At 64.1% G+C, this 15,032-nt stretch carries 9 protein-coding genes; 8 read left to right on the top strand and 1 reads right to left on the bottom strand.

From position 1 onward, the window contains the following. Position 1: 1 nt before the first annotated feature. The 3 genes from hemE (at position 2) to AC3A6F_RS20900 (ending at position 5,121) form a co-directional block, all read left to right on the top strand. Positions 2-1,084, top strand: coding sequence for a uroporphyrinogen decarboxylase (gene hemE / locus AC3A6F_RS20890; protein ID WP_487684407.1), 1,083 nt, complete (start codon positions 2-4; stop codon positions 1,082-1,084). Positions 1,085-1,630: 546 nt separating this feature from the next. Beyond that, positions 1,631-3,655, top strand: a complete 2,025-nt coding sequence (locus tag AC3A6F_RS20895) for a primosomal protein N' (RefSeq protein ID WP_487684410.1) — start codon at positions 1,631-1,633, stop codon at positions 3,653-3,655. Positions 3,656-3,675: 20 nt separating this feature from the next. Continuing rightward, positions 3,676-5,121: a dihydrolipoyl dehydrogenase gene (locus tag AC3A6F_RS20900; RefSeq protein ID WP_487684412.1), complete on the top strand. Its 1,446-nt coding sequence runs from the start codon at positions 3,676-3,678 to the stop codon at positions 5,119-5,121. A 3-nt stretch (positions 5,122-5,124) separates the two neighbouring features. On the opposite strand, the gene AC3A6F_RS20905 is transcribed toward AC3A6F_RS20900, so the two are convergent. After that, a complete protein-coding gene (locus AC3A6F_RS20905; RefSeq protein ID WP_147933553.1) occupies positions 5,125-5,610 on the bottom strand; it encodes an SRPBCC family protein in 486 nt (161 codons plus the stop codon). 218 nt (positions 5,611-5,828) lie between these two features. On the opposite strand from AC3A6F_RS20905, the gene AC3A6F_RS20910 reads away from it, so the two are divergent. The 5 genes from AC3A6F_RS20910 (at position 5,829) to AC3A6F_RS20930 (ending at position 15,011) form a co-directional block, all read left to right on the top strand. After that, positions 5,829-7,898, top strand: coding sequence for a UvrD-helicase domain-containing protein (locus AC3A6F_RS20910; RefSeq protein ID WP_487684415.1), 2,070 nt, complete (start codon positions 5,829-5,831; stop codon positions 7,896-7,898). A 176-nt stretch (positions 7,899-8,074) separates the two neighbouring features. After that, positions 8,075-10,210 carry a DUF4214 domain-containing protein gene (locus AC3A6F_RS20915; protein WP_487684418.1) on the top strand — a complete coding sequence of 712 codons (2,136 nt, stop codon included), beginning with the start codon at positions 8,075-8,077 and terminating at the stop codon, positions 10,208-10,210. Then, positions 10,210-10,485 carry a SlyX family protein gene (locus AC3A6F_RS20920; protein ID WP_487684421.1) on the top strand — a complete coding sequence of 92 codons (276 nt, stop codon included), beginning with the start codon at positions 10,210-10,212 and terminating at the stop codon, positions 10,483-10,485. Before AC3A6F_RS20915 ends, AC3A6F_RS20920 begins: the two co-directional genes overlap by 1 nt. Positions 10,486-10,660: 175 nt before the next feature. Beyond that, entirely contained in the window at positions 10,661-12,796 is a 2,136-nt protein-coding gene (locus AC3A6F_RS20925) for a M3 family metallopeptidase (RefSeq protein ID WP_487684424.1), read from the top strand. 91 nt (positions 12,797-12,887) lie between these two features. Beyond that, positions 12,888-15,011, top strand: coding sequence for a M3 family metallopeptidase (locus tag AC3A6F_RS20930; protein WP_487684427.1), 2,124 nt, complete (start codon positions 12,888-12,890; stop codon positions 15,009-15,011). Positions 15,012-15,032: the final 21 nt, after the last annotated feature.

Consider the following 15,032-nt stretch of genomic DNA (forward strand, 5'->3'; position numbering starts at 1 on the left):
CATGCCACAATTTGCCCCGCTCCAGAACGACACCTTCCTGCGTGCGCTGTTGCGCCAGCCGACCGACTACACCCCGGTGTGGCTGATGCGCCAGGCGGGCCGCTACCTGCCGGAATACCGCGCCACCCGCGCGCGCGCCGGTTCGTTCCTGGGGCTGGCGAAGAATCCCGATTACGCCACCGAAGTCACGCTGCAGCCGATCGACCGCTATCCGCTGGACGCGTCGATCCTGTTCTCGGACATCCTGACGGTGCCGGACGCGATGGGCCTGGGCCTGTATTTCGCCGATGGCGAAGGCCCGAAGTTCGAGCGTCCGCTGCGCCTTGAATCCGAAGTGAACGCGCTGGCGGTCCCGGACATGGATTCGCTCGACTATGTGTTCAAGGCCGTGACCTCGATCCGCACCGCGCTCAATGGCCGCGTGCCGCTGATCGGCTTCTCGGGCAGCCCGTGGACGCTGGCCTGCTATATGGTCGAAGGCGGCGGCTCGCGTGAATTCCACACGGTCAAGAAGATGCTGTACAGCCGTCCGGACCTGATGCACCGCATCCTGGACATCAATGCGCAGGCCGTGACCCAGTACCTGAACGCCCAGATCGACGCCGGCGCCCAGGCCGTGATGATCTTCGATTCCTGGGGCGGGGCGCTGGCCGACGGCGCCTACCAGGAATTCTCGCTGGATTACATGCGCAAGATCCTCGCCGGCTTGACCCGCGAACACGATGGCGTGCGCATCCCGGCCATCGTCTTCACCAAGGGCGGCGGCATCTGGCTGGACGAGATGGCCGACATCGGCGCGGACGCGCTGGGCCTGGACTGGACCGTCAACCTGGGCCGCGCGCGCGCGCTGGTGGGCGACCGCGTGGCGCTGCAGGGCAATCTCGATCCGGCCATCCTGTTCGCCGAGCCGGACCAGATCCGCGCCGAAGTCGAGCGCTCGCTGGCCGCCTATGGCGCGCCGTCGAGCGGCCATGGCCACGTGTTCAATCTGGGCCACGGCATCTCGCAATTCACGCCGCCGGAATCGGTCAGCGCCATGGTGGACGCCGTCCACAGCTTCAGCCGCAAGCAGCGCGCCGGCTGAATTTTCCCCTCTGAATGGCGGCCCTCTTGACAAGGCCGCCAGTCTTGCTCCTCACTTGTTCACAACTTCCTAAAAGCGGGTAAAAATTCCTGTGGACATCTCAGCATCTTCTTAGTCAGCGTAAATCGATGATTTATAAGCGTTTTTTGATTCGATCTAGTGCTGAGTGCGTCCTGCGCCACAAGGTTGTCCAGTAGAATTCAGCAAAATTCGGCTCTTGTTCACAAAGTTATCAACAGACGTTTTAATAATGGGGAAAAGTGCTTGGTTTACCGGCACTTAGCGCGCTTCTTCAAGTATTGCCTTAAGTTTGTGACGCAATGCAGCGAGTTTTCCACGCCGGATAGGCCAGTTATGCACAACGCGGAAAAAGCGCTCGAGCTTGTTAACAGGTCTGAGGACGAATATGCAAGCCATTGATTCATAAGCAAAAAATTGTCTTGAATTAGAGAATTATCGATTGCGACTTGATCTAACGTAAACCTTTGATGGGGTCAAGCCCCACGCTATTCACAAAGTTTTCCACAGATTTGCACAGGGCCCAGATTGTCAACCAGCACCGATAGCACGCATTGCTTCCTAGAAGTCGTGCTCGATACTCCGCTGAACAGCAGTTTCGACTACCGCTGGCCATGCCGGCCGGGCGAAGAACCGCTGCCCGGCCAGCTGGCGCTGGTGCCGTTTGCGCGCCGCGAAATCATGGCCCTGATCGTCGCGGTCAAGGACCGGACCGACGTCCCGTCCGAAAAACTGAAGGATGCGCTGGCCGTGCGCAGCCAGCTATCCCCGCTGCCGGAGCGCTGGATCGCCCTGGCGCGCTTCGCCGCCGACTACTACCAGCGTCCGCTGGGCGAGGTGGCGCTGCCCGGCCTGCCCAAGAACCTGCGGGTGCCCACCACGGTGGCGCTGGACCGCGCCCTGAAGAAACTGGCCAAGCTCGACCCCCAGCAGGATGCGACGGCGGTCGACATGCCGGTGCTGAACCCCGCCCAGCAGGAGGCGGCCGACGCGATCGGCGGCGCCGACGGCTTCACGCCGCTGCTGCTGTGGGGCGTGACGGGCAGCGGCAAGACCGAGGTCTACCTGCAGGCCTGCGCCCGGGTGCTGGCGCGCGACCCGCAGGCGCAGATCCTGATCATGGTCCCCGAGATCAACCTGACGCCCCAGCTGGAAGGGAATATCCGGGCCCGTTTCCCGGGCATGATGCTGGCCACCCTGCACAGCAGCCTGTCCGAGGGCGAGCGCATGCTGCACTGGCTGGCCGCGCACAGCGGCCAGGCGCGCATCGTGCTCGGCACCCGGCTGGCGATCCTGGCTTCGTTGCCGAACCTGCAACTGATCGTGATCGACGAAGAGCACGACCCTTCGTACAAGCAGCAGGAAGGCTTGCGCTATTCGGCGCGCGACCTGGCGGTGTGGCGCGCGCACCAGCTGGGGATCCCGATCGTGCTCGGTTCGGCCACGCCATCGCTCGAATCCTGGCATCACGCGCGCTCCGGCAGGTACAAGCGGCTGGACCTGCGCGAGCGCGCCGTGCGCGACGCCGTGCTGCCGAAAGTCAGGCTGGTGGACATGGAGCGCGACCGCGCGCGCGACGGGCTGACGAGCGAGGTGCTGGCGGCCCTGCGCGGGCGGCTGGAGCGCGGCGAGCAGTCGCTCCTGTTCCTGAACCGGCGCGGCTATGCCCCGGTGATCAGCTGCGACGCCTGCGGCTGGATCAGCAACTGCACCCGCTGCACCGCCTTCATGGTGCTGCACAAGCCCGAGCACCGGCTGCGCTGCCACCACTGCAGCCTCGAATTGCGCATCCCGCGCTCTTGCCCGACCTGCGGCAACGTGGACCTGCAGCCGCTGGGCCGCGGCACCCAGCGGGTAGAGGAGCATCTGCACGCCTTGTTCCCGGAGGCGCGCATCCTGCGCATCGACGCCGATTCCACGCGCCTGAAGGGCAGCGCGCAAGCCGCCTTCGACAGCGTGCACCGGGGCGAGGTGGACATCCTGATCGGCACGCAGATGGTCGCCAAGGGCCACGACTTCAAGAAGCTGACCCTGGTCGGCATCCTGAACCCCGACACCGCCCTGTTCTCGCAGGATTACCGCGCCAGCGAGCGCCTGTTCGCCCAGCTGATGCAGGTGGCGGGACGCGCCGGCCGCGGCGGCGCGCCGTCCGAGGTGCTGGTGCAGACGCGGTATGCGCAGCACCCGCTGTACGGCGCGGTGATGCGCCACGATTACGAACGCTTCGCCGGCCAGCTGCTCGAAGAGCGCAAGGAGGCCGGGCTGCCGCCCTATATGTACCAGGCCTTGCTGCGCGCCGAGGCGAAGGAGCTGCCGATCGCGATCGAATTCCTGGAAGCGGCGCGCGACTGCCTGCCGAGCGACGCCATCCTGATCAACGACCCGATCCCGATGACGATGACCCGGGTGCATAATGTGGATCGCGCCCAGCTGCTGGTAGAGTCCAGCTCGCGTCCCGCGCTGCAGGCCTTCCTGCGGCTCTGGGTAGAACAACTGCGGGCGATGAAATCCCGCGTAAAGTGGTCGCTGGAAGTCGATCCACTCGACATCTAGATGAGAAAGAGGGGAGCAGCATGAAACAATTGAACGTGGACGTCGCCATCATCGGCACCGGCACCGCCGGCATGACTGCCTATCGCGCCGCCAAGGCGCTGGGCGCCCGGACGGTGGCGATCGAGAGCGGGCAGTACGGCACCACCTGCGCCCGGGTCGGCTGCATGCCGAGCAAGCTCCTGATCGCGGCGGCCGAGGCGTCCCACGTGATCGACACCTGTGCGCCATTCGGCGTGCATGCCGGCGAAAAACGCATCGACGGACGCGCCGTGATGGAACGGGTCAAGCGCGAACGCGATCGCTTCGTCGGCTTCGTGCTCGAAGGCATCGAGGCGATGCCGGTGCAGGACCGCCTGCAGGGCCGCGCGCGCTTCACCGGCCCCTGCACGCTGGTGGTCGACGACCAGACCGAGATCCAGGCCGGCCGCATCGTGATCGCCACCGGCTCCACGCCGCTGCGCCTGCCGCAGCTCGAGAACGTCGGTCCCGGCATCGTCACCAGCGACGACGTGTTTTACTGGGACGACCTGCCGCGCTCGGTGGCCGTGATCGGCACCGGTGTGATCGGCCTCGAACTGGGCCAGGCCCTGGCCCGGCTGGGCGTGCGCGTGCGCTTCTATGCGCGCGGCGGCAGCATCGCCAACATCACCGATCCGGAAGTGCTGCGCTGCGCCGGACGGGTCTTGATGGAAGAACTCGACATCGCCTTCCAGACCGAGGTGGTCGGGGCGGTGCAAGAGAAGGAAGACGGCGACGTGGCGCTGACGGTGCGCGATGCGCTGGGCAAGGAAAGCACCGAGCACTTCCAGTATGTGCTGATGACGGCCGGCCGCACGCCGAATGTGCACGACCTGGGACTGGAGCACACGGGCCTGGAGCTGGGACCGGACGGCATTCCCCATTTCGACGCGCGCACCATGCAGTGCGGGACCAGCAATATCTTCATCGCGGGCGACGCCAACAACGAGCGGCCATTGCTGCACGACGCCGCCGACCACGGCAAGATCGCCGGCGACAACGCGGGCCGCTACCCGGACGTGCGTCCGGGCCTGCGCCGCGCGCCGATCGCGGTCGCCTTCACCGAGCCGAATATCGCCACCCTGGGCAAGAACTACAAAACCTTGTGCGCCGGCGGCCAGCGCAAGTTCGCGGTCGGCAGCGTGTCTTTCGCCAACCAGGGCCGCAGCCGGGTCATGTTGCAGAACAAGGGGATGTTGCGGGTGTATGCCGAGTATGGCACCCGGCTGTTCCTGGGCGCCGAGATGATCGCGCCGCGCGCCGAACACCTGGCGCATCTGCTGTCATGGGCATTCCAGATGCGGCTGACGGTCGACCAGATGCTCGAGATGCCGTTCTATCACCCGGTGATCGAAGAGGGCGTGCGCACCGCGCTGCGCGACCTGGCCACCAACCTGTCGAAGGGCGATAGCCAGACCGACCCGGCCGATACCGAGCCGGGGACTTGACGCTCAGTTCAGCAGCGTGGTGTTCAGCTTGCCTTCGCTGGCCAGCTTGCGCAGGATGCGTACCGTGTCGAGGTCGGCTTCTTCATAGGCCGACTTCTTGAACTCGTCATACATCGCGTTGGCCGGATCGGCGTGTTCGCCGGTGCCGTCGTCGTAGCAAAAACGCACCAGCAGCATGGCATTGGTCGGCGCCTCGATGATCATGCGCAGGCTCGAGGCCGCGATCTCGCCCTGGGCCGGCACCTCGTAGCGCACTTCCTGCAGCGGGGTCAGGAACACCTGGTCTTCGATCACCAGCTCGCCGAAGGTCAGGCGGCGGCGGAAAGCGCCCGCCTCGCGCTCGACGATCTCGCTGGCGTCCAGGTGTGGAATGAACATCTTCGGGTCTTCGGCGCGCAGGACCAGGCCATGCCATACCTGCTCGCGGGTGAGGGTATCGATCAGCGGGTTCATCGGGTCGTTGATTTCAACGAGATGTTCGAATTTCATAGGGCAAATGTCCAGAAAATTGGGGCCGCAGCGGCGCACGCCGCAAAGGACGCATGTTACTCGATTGCGCGCCGGCGCGCCCTGACTCTCCCGTTCGGCCGGCGCGGGCCGGTGTTGCAATCCGCAGTGTTGCAATCCAGTGCAGGCGGCGCGCGCCATCGCCCGCTGGGGCCGTCAGATTGTTACAATCGCTGCCTGTCCCTCCAGAAATAATTCCCATGTCCACTGCACCACGATTCGGCCTCAACGGGCCGCAGAGCGAAGCCGCGCTATATCTCGACGGCCCTTGCCTGGTGCTGGCCGGCGCCGGCTCGGGCAAGACCCGCGTGATCACGCAAAAGATCGCCTACATGATCGAGCATTGCGGCTACGATCCGCGCACCATCGCCGCCCTGACCTTCACCAACAAGGCGGCGCTCGAGATGCAGGAGCGTATCGGCAAGCTGCTCAAGCAGCCCAAGCAGGCCAAGCAATTGACCGTGTCTACTTTCCACTCGCTGGGCGTCAAGATCCTGCGCCAGGAAGCGGCCGGGGTGGGCCTGAAGGACAAGTTCTCGATCATGGATAGCGACGACTGCTACACCATCGTCTCCGACCTGGCGATGAGTACGGATAAACAGGAAATCCGCGGTATCCAGAACACGATTTCGCTGTGGAAGAACGGCCTGGTCGATCCGGAAGACGCGATCAAGGCGGCGCGCGACGAGGACGAGGTCATGGCCGGACGCGTCTACCGCAGCTATGTGGCGACCCTGCAGGCCTACCAGGCGGTCGACTTCGACGACCTGATCCGCCTGCCGGTGGAACTGTTCCGCAATAACGAACCGATCCGCGACCGCTGGCAGCGGCGCCTGCGCTATCTGCTGATGGACGAATACCAGGACACCAATACCTGCCAGTACGAGCTGGTCAAGCTGCTGGTGACGGGTGTGGGCAAGAAGCCGATGTTCACGGCCGTCGGCGACGACGACCAGGCGATCTATGCCTGGCGCGGCGCCTCGGTCGAGAACCTGAAAACGCTGGGCGACGACTTCCCTGACCTCAAGGTGATCAAGCTCGAGCAGAACTACCGCTCCACCACCCGCATCCTGCAGGCGGCCAACGCCGTCATCGGCAACAACCCGAAGCTGTTCGAGAAGTCGCTGTGGTCCGAGCACGGCCTGGGCGAGCCGATCAAGGTGCTGGGCATGCAGAACGACGATCAGGAAGCCGACCAGATCGCGATCATGATCTCGTCCGAACACTTCCAGCGCAAGAACAAATGGTCCGATTTCGCCATCCTGTACCGCGGCAACCACCAGGCGCGCGTGATGGAGCAGGCGCTGCGCAAGGAGCGCATCCCGTACACGATGTCGGGCGGCCAGAGCTTCTTCGACAAGGCCGAGATCAAGGACATCATCGCCTACCTGCGCCTGATCGCCAACCAGGACGACGACCCGGCCTTCATCCGTGCCGTCACGACCCCCAAGCGCGGGGTCGGCATGGCCACGCTGGAAGTGCTGGGCGAATTTTCCAAGCAGTGGAATTGCTCGCTGTACGAGGCGGCGCGCAAGGGCGGCATCGAAGCCAAGCTGGCCGACCGCCAGCTGGGTTCGCTGCGCGACTTTTGCCAGTTCATCGCCGAGCTGGAAGACCGCGCCACCCGCCCGGGACCGTCGGGCAGCGGCGACCATGCGGCGGAGGTGCTCGACGACATGATGAAGGAGATGAACTACGAGCATTATCTCTACGAGAATTTCGACGACCGCGCGGCCCAGGCCAAGTGGCAGAACGTGCTCGAGTTCAATAACTGGCTGAAGGAGCGCGGCCGTGGGGGACGCGACCGCGACGGCGAGGAAAAGAACCTGCTCGAGCTGACCCAGATGGTGGCCCTGATGTCGATGCTCGAAGGCCAGGACGAGGAAGAAGATGCGGTGCGCATGTCGACACTGCACGCTTCCAAGGGCCTGGAATATCCGCACGTCTACCTGGTCGGGGTGGAAGAGGGGATCTTGCCGCACAAGGGCGATCCGGACGCGTCGGTCGAGTCGATCGCGGCGCGCATCCAGGAAGAGCGGCGCCTGATGTATGTGGGCATCACGCGTGCCCAGCGCACCTTGCACGTGAGCTGGTGCAAGCGCAGGAAGCGCGCGGGCGAACTGGTGAACTGCGATCCTTCGCGCTTCATCAAGGAGATGGCGCTGGACGTCGGCGAAGCCGCGCCGATGGAGAGCGAAATCCTGAGCCCGAAAGAAAGATTGGCGAACCTGAAAGCCTTATTGGCAACACCACGGCCGGTTCCTGAGTAAATAGGAAACGGAACGTTGCGCGCAAGCCTTGGCGGATCGACAAGACCTGCGCACGATTGAAATCGCATTTGACTTCGACTGTCGAGCAAGAAATACTTGCCCGAATGCGAGTTTTTCGATAGCTAAAGTTTCACGGCAATTGCCGTGTGGCAAGCGCAACGTTTTCTTTCCGATCCATGGCCACCGTTTCCGACATCACCACCACCCCGCTCTCGGGCTTGAACCACATCGACGCCCTGCTGGACAAGGGGCCCGACTGGAATTACCTCAGCAATTCCAACGCCAACGTCCTGAACTACACCTTTTCGACGGAGTCGGGCAACGAGGCCGACAAAAGCGGCCAGGAAACGTTCAGCGTCTCCCAGCAGGCGGCGACCCGTACCGCCTTCACCTATCTGCAGCAGATCACCGGCATCGAATTCCGTGAAACGGGATCGGGGACGGCGGCCCAGATTCACCTGGCCAATATGGATCTCGAAGGACGGTACACGACCGGCTTGTGCAGCTGGCTGGCCGGCTACCGTTCGACCTCGAACGGCACGCTGACCGAGTACACGGCGAACGCCTATGTGTACCTCGACAATGCCGAGTGGGAGCACATTACCGGAAACCTGACATCGGGTACCCAGGGCTATGAAACCCTGCTGCACGAACTGGGGCACGCACTGGGCCTGAAGCACCCCTTCCTCGAGGGTTCGGAAGCGCAGATCGTCTTGCCCAGCAACGAAAACAATACCAGCAACACGCTGATGTCCTACGACTCGCTCGGCGGCTGGCACAGCACCTACCGTCCCTATGACATCGCCGCCTTCAATTGGCTGTACGGTGGCGACGGCCTGCGCGGAGCGCTCGGCATCAACGGCAGCGGCGGACGCTACATCACTGGCAGCCACAAGGACGACGTCCTGTTGGGCACCCAATTCAACGATACTTTGCAAGGTAATGGAGGCAACGATATGATCGACGGCGGAGCAGGAATCGATACGGTGGTCTATAACGGCAACCGCAATAGCTATACCTTCGGCACTGTGGGCGACGGCGCACTGGCGGTGTCGGGCGCGGAGGGGACGGATACCCTGAGCAATATCGACTGGCTGCAGTTCGCCGATATGACGGTCGAGCGCGCCAATGTACTGGCGGACACGGCGGCGCCAGCGGCGCCGGTGCTGGCCGTGACGCAAAACGGCAAGGGTTACGCGACCACCGGCAACATCCTGCTGTTGAACGGCAGCGCCGAGGCCAACTCGACGGTCAAGGTCTTTCTCGGCGACAAGCTGATCGCCACGGCCCAGGCCGATGGCAGCGGCCTGTGGAGCACCCGTTCGACAGATCCCTTTGTGGATAGCCGGGACTACCGGATCTTTGCCACCGCCACCGATGCAGCTGGCAATGTCTCACAGGCGAGTAACCAGGTGCTGTTCCACATCGATTCCACCGCGCCCGTGGTCCCGACGATGAACATCGCCCTGGCGGCAGGCAGCAACCGTCCGCTGTTCACGGGCACCGGCGAAGCCGGCACCACGATCGAACTGTACCGCGACGGCGACTTCGTCAAGATCGGTTCGACCACCGTCGCCGGTGACGGCAAGTGGGCGCTGGCCTCGCAGCCGCTGCCGAACGGCAGCTACAACGTTACCGTGGTCTCGCTCGACGATGCGGGCAATGCGCGCGCAGGCCAGCAGAGCATGCCGATGACGATCGGCCACAACGGCTTCCAGGGCGGCACCGCGGGCGCCGATACCATCACCGCCAATGCCGGCAGCAATGCCATCGATGGCGGCGCCGGTCTTGACGTCGCGGTCTACGGCGGCTCGCGCGACGCCTACGCGCTCAAGAAGGAAACCTGGGGCTATACGGTGACCGCGCCGAACGGCGAGGTCGACGGCCTGTTCAACGTCGAGCGCATCAAGTTCGACGACGGCTGGAAGGCGATCGACACTGTCTCGGCGCAGATCTTCCGCCTGTACGAGGCGGTGCTGGACCGTACTGCCGAGGAAACTGGGCTGGGTTACTGGAACTGGCGCATGGATAACGGCACCTCGCTGCACCAGGTGGCCACCGAGTTCATGATCCAGCCCGAGTTCAAGAAGCTGTATGGCGAGAACCCGACCGACCAGGAGTTCATCCACAAACTCTATCAAAACGTGCTGGACCGCGAACCGGACACCGGCGGCTTGCTGTACTGGTCGCAGATGATCGGCCAGAACGGTCGCGCCCAGATGCTGATCGACTTCGCCGAAAGCCCGGAAAACCAGGCCCTGGTGATCGACGTCGTCGGCAAGGGCCTCGATTTCGTGCCCTGGCAGGGCTGATGGCCGACATGCCGGGCCGCCCTGCGTGGCCCGGCTGGCATAATGCCGGTTTTACGCAGGATGCCGCCGCCATGACCCAGGAAGACCGTTTCATCAGTCTCGAAATCAAGCTCGCCCAGCAGGAAGACTTGCTGGATGAGCTGAACAAGACCATCTACCGCCAGGAACGCCGCATCGACGGGCTCGAGGCGATGGTCGCCAAGCTGGCCGACCATGTGCGCACCCTGCGCGACGCAGGCCAGTCTCCGCTCAACGAGCGTCCCCCGCATTATTGAGCCGTCGTTTCGACGTGCAGCGCTGTGTTTACGCCCGTAAACACAGGCGCTCTCCACTGATACATTGCAATACTTTTTAATTGTTACGGTGGCCTTGCAAGCCTGCTATGATCTTTAGCGCACTGCTGTCGAGCCAGCCCCGGCAGTACCTTCCCTAGTGTTCGCGAAAGACCTCATGATCCGTCCAAAACTGCTCATCGTGGCTGCCAGCGTCGCGCTGGCACATGCAGCCATTGCCGCTCCCGTCCTCGACGCCGCCAACCCCTTCGCCCAGCCCAGCAGCCTGCCGCTGAACTACCCCGCCTTCGACAAGATCAAGGACGCACACTTCCTGCCGGCCTTCAATGCCGGCATGCGCGAGGAACTGCGCGAAGTCGAGGCGATCGCGGGCGACAAGGCCGCGCCTACTTTCGAGAACACCATCGTGGCGCTGGAGCGCTCCGGCCAGCTGCTGGCGCGCGTGTATGCGACCTTCTCGAACCTGCAGGGCGCCAATACCAACGACACGCTGGACGCGGTCGACCGCGAGATGTCGCCCAAGCTGGCGGCGCATTCCGACGCGATCCACCTGAATCCAAAGTTGTTCGCGCGCGTAAAAGCGCTGCACGACAAGCGCGCGTCGCTGTCGCTGGACGCCGAGTCGGTCCACCTGCTCGAGCGCTACTACAAGGAATTCGTGCGCGCCGGCGCCAACCTGTCGAAGGCCGACCAGGCCAAGCTCAAGAAATTCAATGGCGAGATCGCCTCGCTGCAGTCGGACTTCCAGCAGCGCGTGCTGAAAGGCGCCAACGCCGCCGCCCTGATCGTGAACACCCGCGCCGAACTGGCCGGCATGAGCGATGCGCAGATCAGCGCCGCCGCCGACGAAGCCGCCAAGCGCGGCCAGAAGGGCAAGTTCGCGATCCCGATCGTGAACACCTCGAGCCAGCCGGCGCTGTCGTTCCTGACCGACCGCGCCACCCGCGAGCGCCTGATGAAGGCGTCGCTGGAGCGCGGCACCCATGGTGGCCAGTTCGACACCACCAAGCAGGTGCTGCGCCTGGCCAAGCTGCGCGCCGAGCGCGCCGTGCTGCTGGGTTACCCGAACTTCGCGGCCTATTCGCAGGAACTGGAAACCGCGCGCAACCCGGCCGCCGTCAACAAGCTGCTGGGCGACCTGGCCGCGCCGGCGGTCAACAACGCCAAGAAAGAAGCGGCCGAGATCCAGAAGGTCATCGACAAAGAGGGCGGCAAGTACCAGGTCGCCGCCTGGGACTGGCCGATGTACCAGGACAAGGTGCGCGCCGCGACCTTCAACTTCGACGAAAGCCAGCTGCGCCCTTACTTCGAATTGAACCGCGTGCTGGTCGACGGCGTGTTCTTCGCCGCCACCCGCGAATTCGGCATCACCTTCAAGCAGCGCAAGGACCTGCCAGTGTACAACCCGGACGTGACCGTGTACGACATCTTCGACGTCGACGGCAAGCCGCTGGCGATCTTCATCTTCGACCCCTATGCCCGCGGCAACAAGCAGGGCGGCGCCTGGATGAACGAATACGTCTCGCAGTCGCATCTGCTGGGTCACAAGCCGGTCATCGGCAACCACCTGAACATCCCCAAGCCAGCGGCCGGCGAGCCGACCCTGCTGACCTACGATGAAGTGGTCACCACCTTCCACGAGTTCGGCCACGCGCTGCACGGCATGTTCTCGAACGTGAAGTATCCGAAGTTCTCGGGCACCAACGTGCCGCGCGACTTCGTCGAGTATCCGTCGCAGGTCAACGAGATGTGGGTGACCTATCCCGAAGTGCTGGCCAATTACGCGAAGCACCACCAGACCGGCGCGCCGATGCCAAAAGAGCTGCTGGACAAGGTGGTCGCCTCGAAGAAGTTCGCCCAAGGCTACCGCACCACCGAGTACCTGGCCGCCGCGCTGCTCGACCAGCGCTGGCACCAGCTGACCCCGAGCCAGGTGCCGACCGACGTGCTGTCGTTCGAAGCCAAGGCGCTGCAGGATGCCGGCGTGGCCTATCCGCCAGTGCCGCCGCGCTACCGCACCGGCTACTTCTCGCACTCGATGGGCGGCGGCTATTCGGCCGGCTACTACGCCTATCTGTGGAGCGAGCGCCTCGACGCCGAAACCGTCAAGTGGTTCACCGAGAGCGGCGGCCTGACCCGCAAGAACGGCGACCACTTCCGCAAGACCCTGCTGTCGCGCGGCGGCACGGCCGAAGCGATGGACCTGTTCCGCGACTTCCGCGGCCGCGATCCGGAAATCGGACCGCTGCTCGAGCGCCGCGGCCTGGTCGAGACCAAGCCTGCCGCAAACTGATATCGCGCCGCCCTCATTCGCTGTCACGAGCAGCGGGTGAGGGCGGCGTGCTATTTGCAGTACTTCTTTCTCACAACGCACAAGAGACACTATGAACCGTCCCCAACTGCTGCTGATCGCAGCCAGCGTCGCCATGGCCACCTTCTCCTTCGCCCAACCGGCGGCTGCGGCCCTGGAGGCCTCGAATCCGTTCGCCAAGCCGAGCACCCTGCAATACGGCTACCCGGCCTTCGACAAGATCAAGAACGAGCACTTCGCGCCGGCCTTCGCCGAAGGCATGCGCCTGGAAGCGGCTGAAATCGTGAAGATCGCCAACAACAAGGCCGCGCCGACGTTCGACAATACGATCGTGGCGATGGAGCGTTCGGGCGCACTGCTGACGCGCGTGCGCGCGGCGTTCTACACGCTGACCGGTTCGTACACCAACGACACGCTGCAGGCGCTGCAAAAAGACCTGGCGCCGAAATTCGCGGCCCACGGCGATGCGATCCGTCTGAACCCGAAGCTGTTCGCGCGCATCAAGACCCTGCACGACAAGCGTGACACCTTGAAGCTGGACGCCGAATCGAAGTTCCTGCTCGAGCGCTACTACAAGGACTTCGTGCGTTCCGGCGCCAATTTGTCCGACGCCGACAAGGCCAAGCTGAAAGGCTATAACGCCCAGCTGGCGGCGCTGCAGACCCAATTCAGCCAGAACGTGCTCAAAGAAGTGAACGCGTCGGCGTTCGTGGTCGACACCCGCGAAGAGCTGGCCGGCCTGCCGGAGAAGGCGATCGAAGCGGCCGCCGCCGAGGCGAAGAAGCGCGGCCTGGACGGCAAGTTCGTGATCCCGGTGGTGAACACCACCCAGCAGGCGCCGCTGGCCGTGCTGACCAACCGTAACGTGCGCGAAAAACTGCTCACCACCTCGATGATCCGCGGCAGCCGCGGCGGCGAGTTCGATAACCGCAACGTCGTGCTGCAACTGGCCAAGCTGCGCGCCGAGCGCGCCGAACTGCTGGGCTACGAGAGCTATGCGGCCTATTCGCTCGAAGACCAGACCGCCAAGGACACCGCCTCGGTCAACAAACTGCTGGGCGACCTGACCGCGCCGGCCGTGCGCAACGCCAAGAAAGAAGCGGCCGAGATCCAGCAGGTGATCGACGCCGAAAAAGGTGGCTTCCAGCTGGCCGCCCAGGACTGGAGCATGTACAGCGACAAGGTGCGCACCGCCAAGTACGCCTTCGACGCCAACCAGCTCAAGCCTTACTTCGAGTTCAACAACGTGCTGGAGAAGGGCGCCTTCTTCGCCGCTACCCAGCTGTGGGGCATCACCTTCAAGCAACGCACCGACCTGCCGACCTACGATGCCGACGTGCGCGTGTACGACGTGTTCGAAGAGAACGGCGAGCACCTGGCGATCTTCATCATCGACCCGTATGCGCGTCCGAACAAGCGCGGCGGCGCCTGGATGAGCTCCCTGGTCGACCAGAGCTTCCTGCTGAACCAGAAGCCGGTCATCACCAACAACCTGAACCTGACCAAGCCGGCCGCCGGCGAACCGACCCTCTTGACCTGGGACGAAGTGCGCACCACCTTCCACGAGCTGGGCCACGCCACCCACGGCTGGTTCTCGAAGGTGAAGTATCCACGCTTCTCGGGCACCAATGTGCCGCGCGACTACGTCGAGCTGCCGTCGCAGGTCTACGAGATGTGGATGGCCTGGCCTGAAGTGCTGGCTAGCTACGCCAAGCATTACCAGACCGGCGCGCCGATGCCGAAAGAGCTGCTGGACAAGCTGCGCGCCGCCCAGCGCTTCAACGAAGGCTATCGCACCACCGAGTACCTGGCGGCCGCGGTGCTGGACCAGAAATGGCACCAGCTGGGCTCCAAGCAGATGCCGAGCGACGTGATCGCGTTCGAGAAGCAGGCACTGAAAGACGCCGGCCTGGACTTCGCGCCGGTGCCGCCGCGCTACCGCAGCACCTACTTCTCGCACGCCATGGGCGGCGGCTACTCGGCCGGCTACTACAGCTACCTGTGGGCCGAACGCCTGGACGCCGATGCCGGCGAGTGGTTCAAGGAAAACGGCGGCCTGCTGCGCAAGAACGGCGACGTGTTCCGCCAGAAGGTGCTGTCCAAGGGCGGCACCATGGACGCGGTCGACATGTACCGCGACTTCCGCGGCCGTGACCCGGTCATCGAGCCGCTGCTGGAACGCCGCGGCCTGAACTGAGACCATCTATACAACGAGAAG

The organism is Massilia sp. Soil_C_3 (assembly GCF_057657035.1).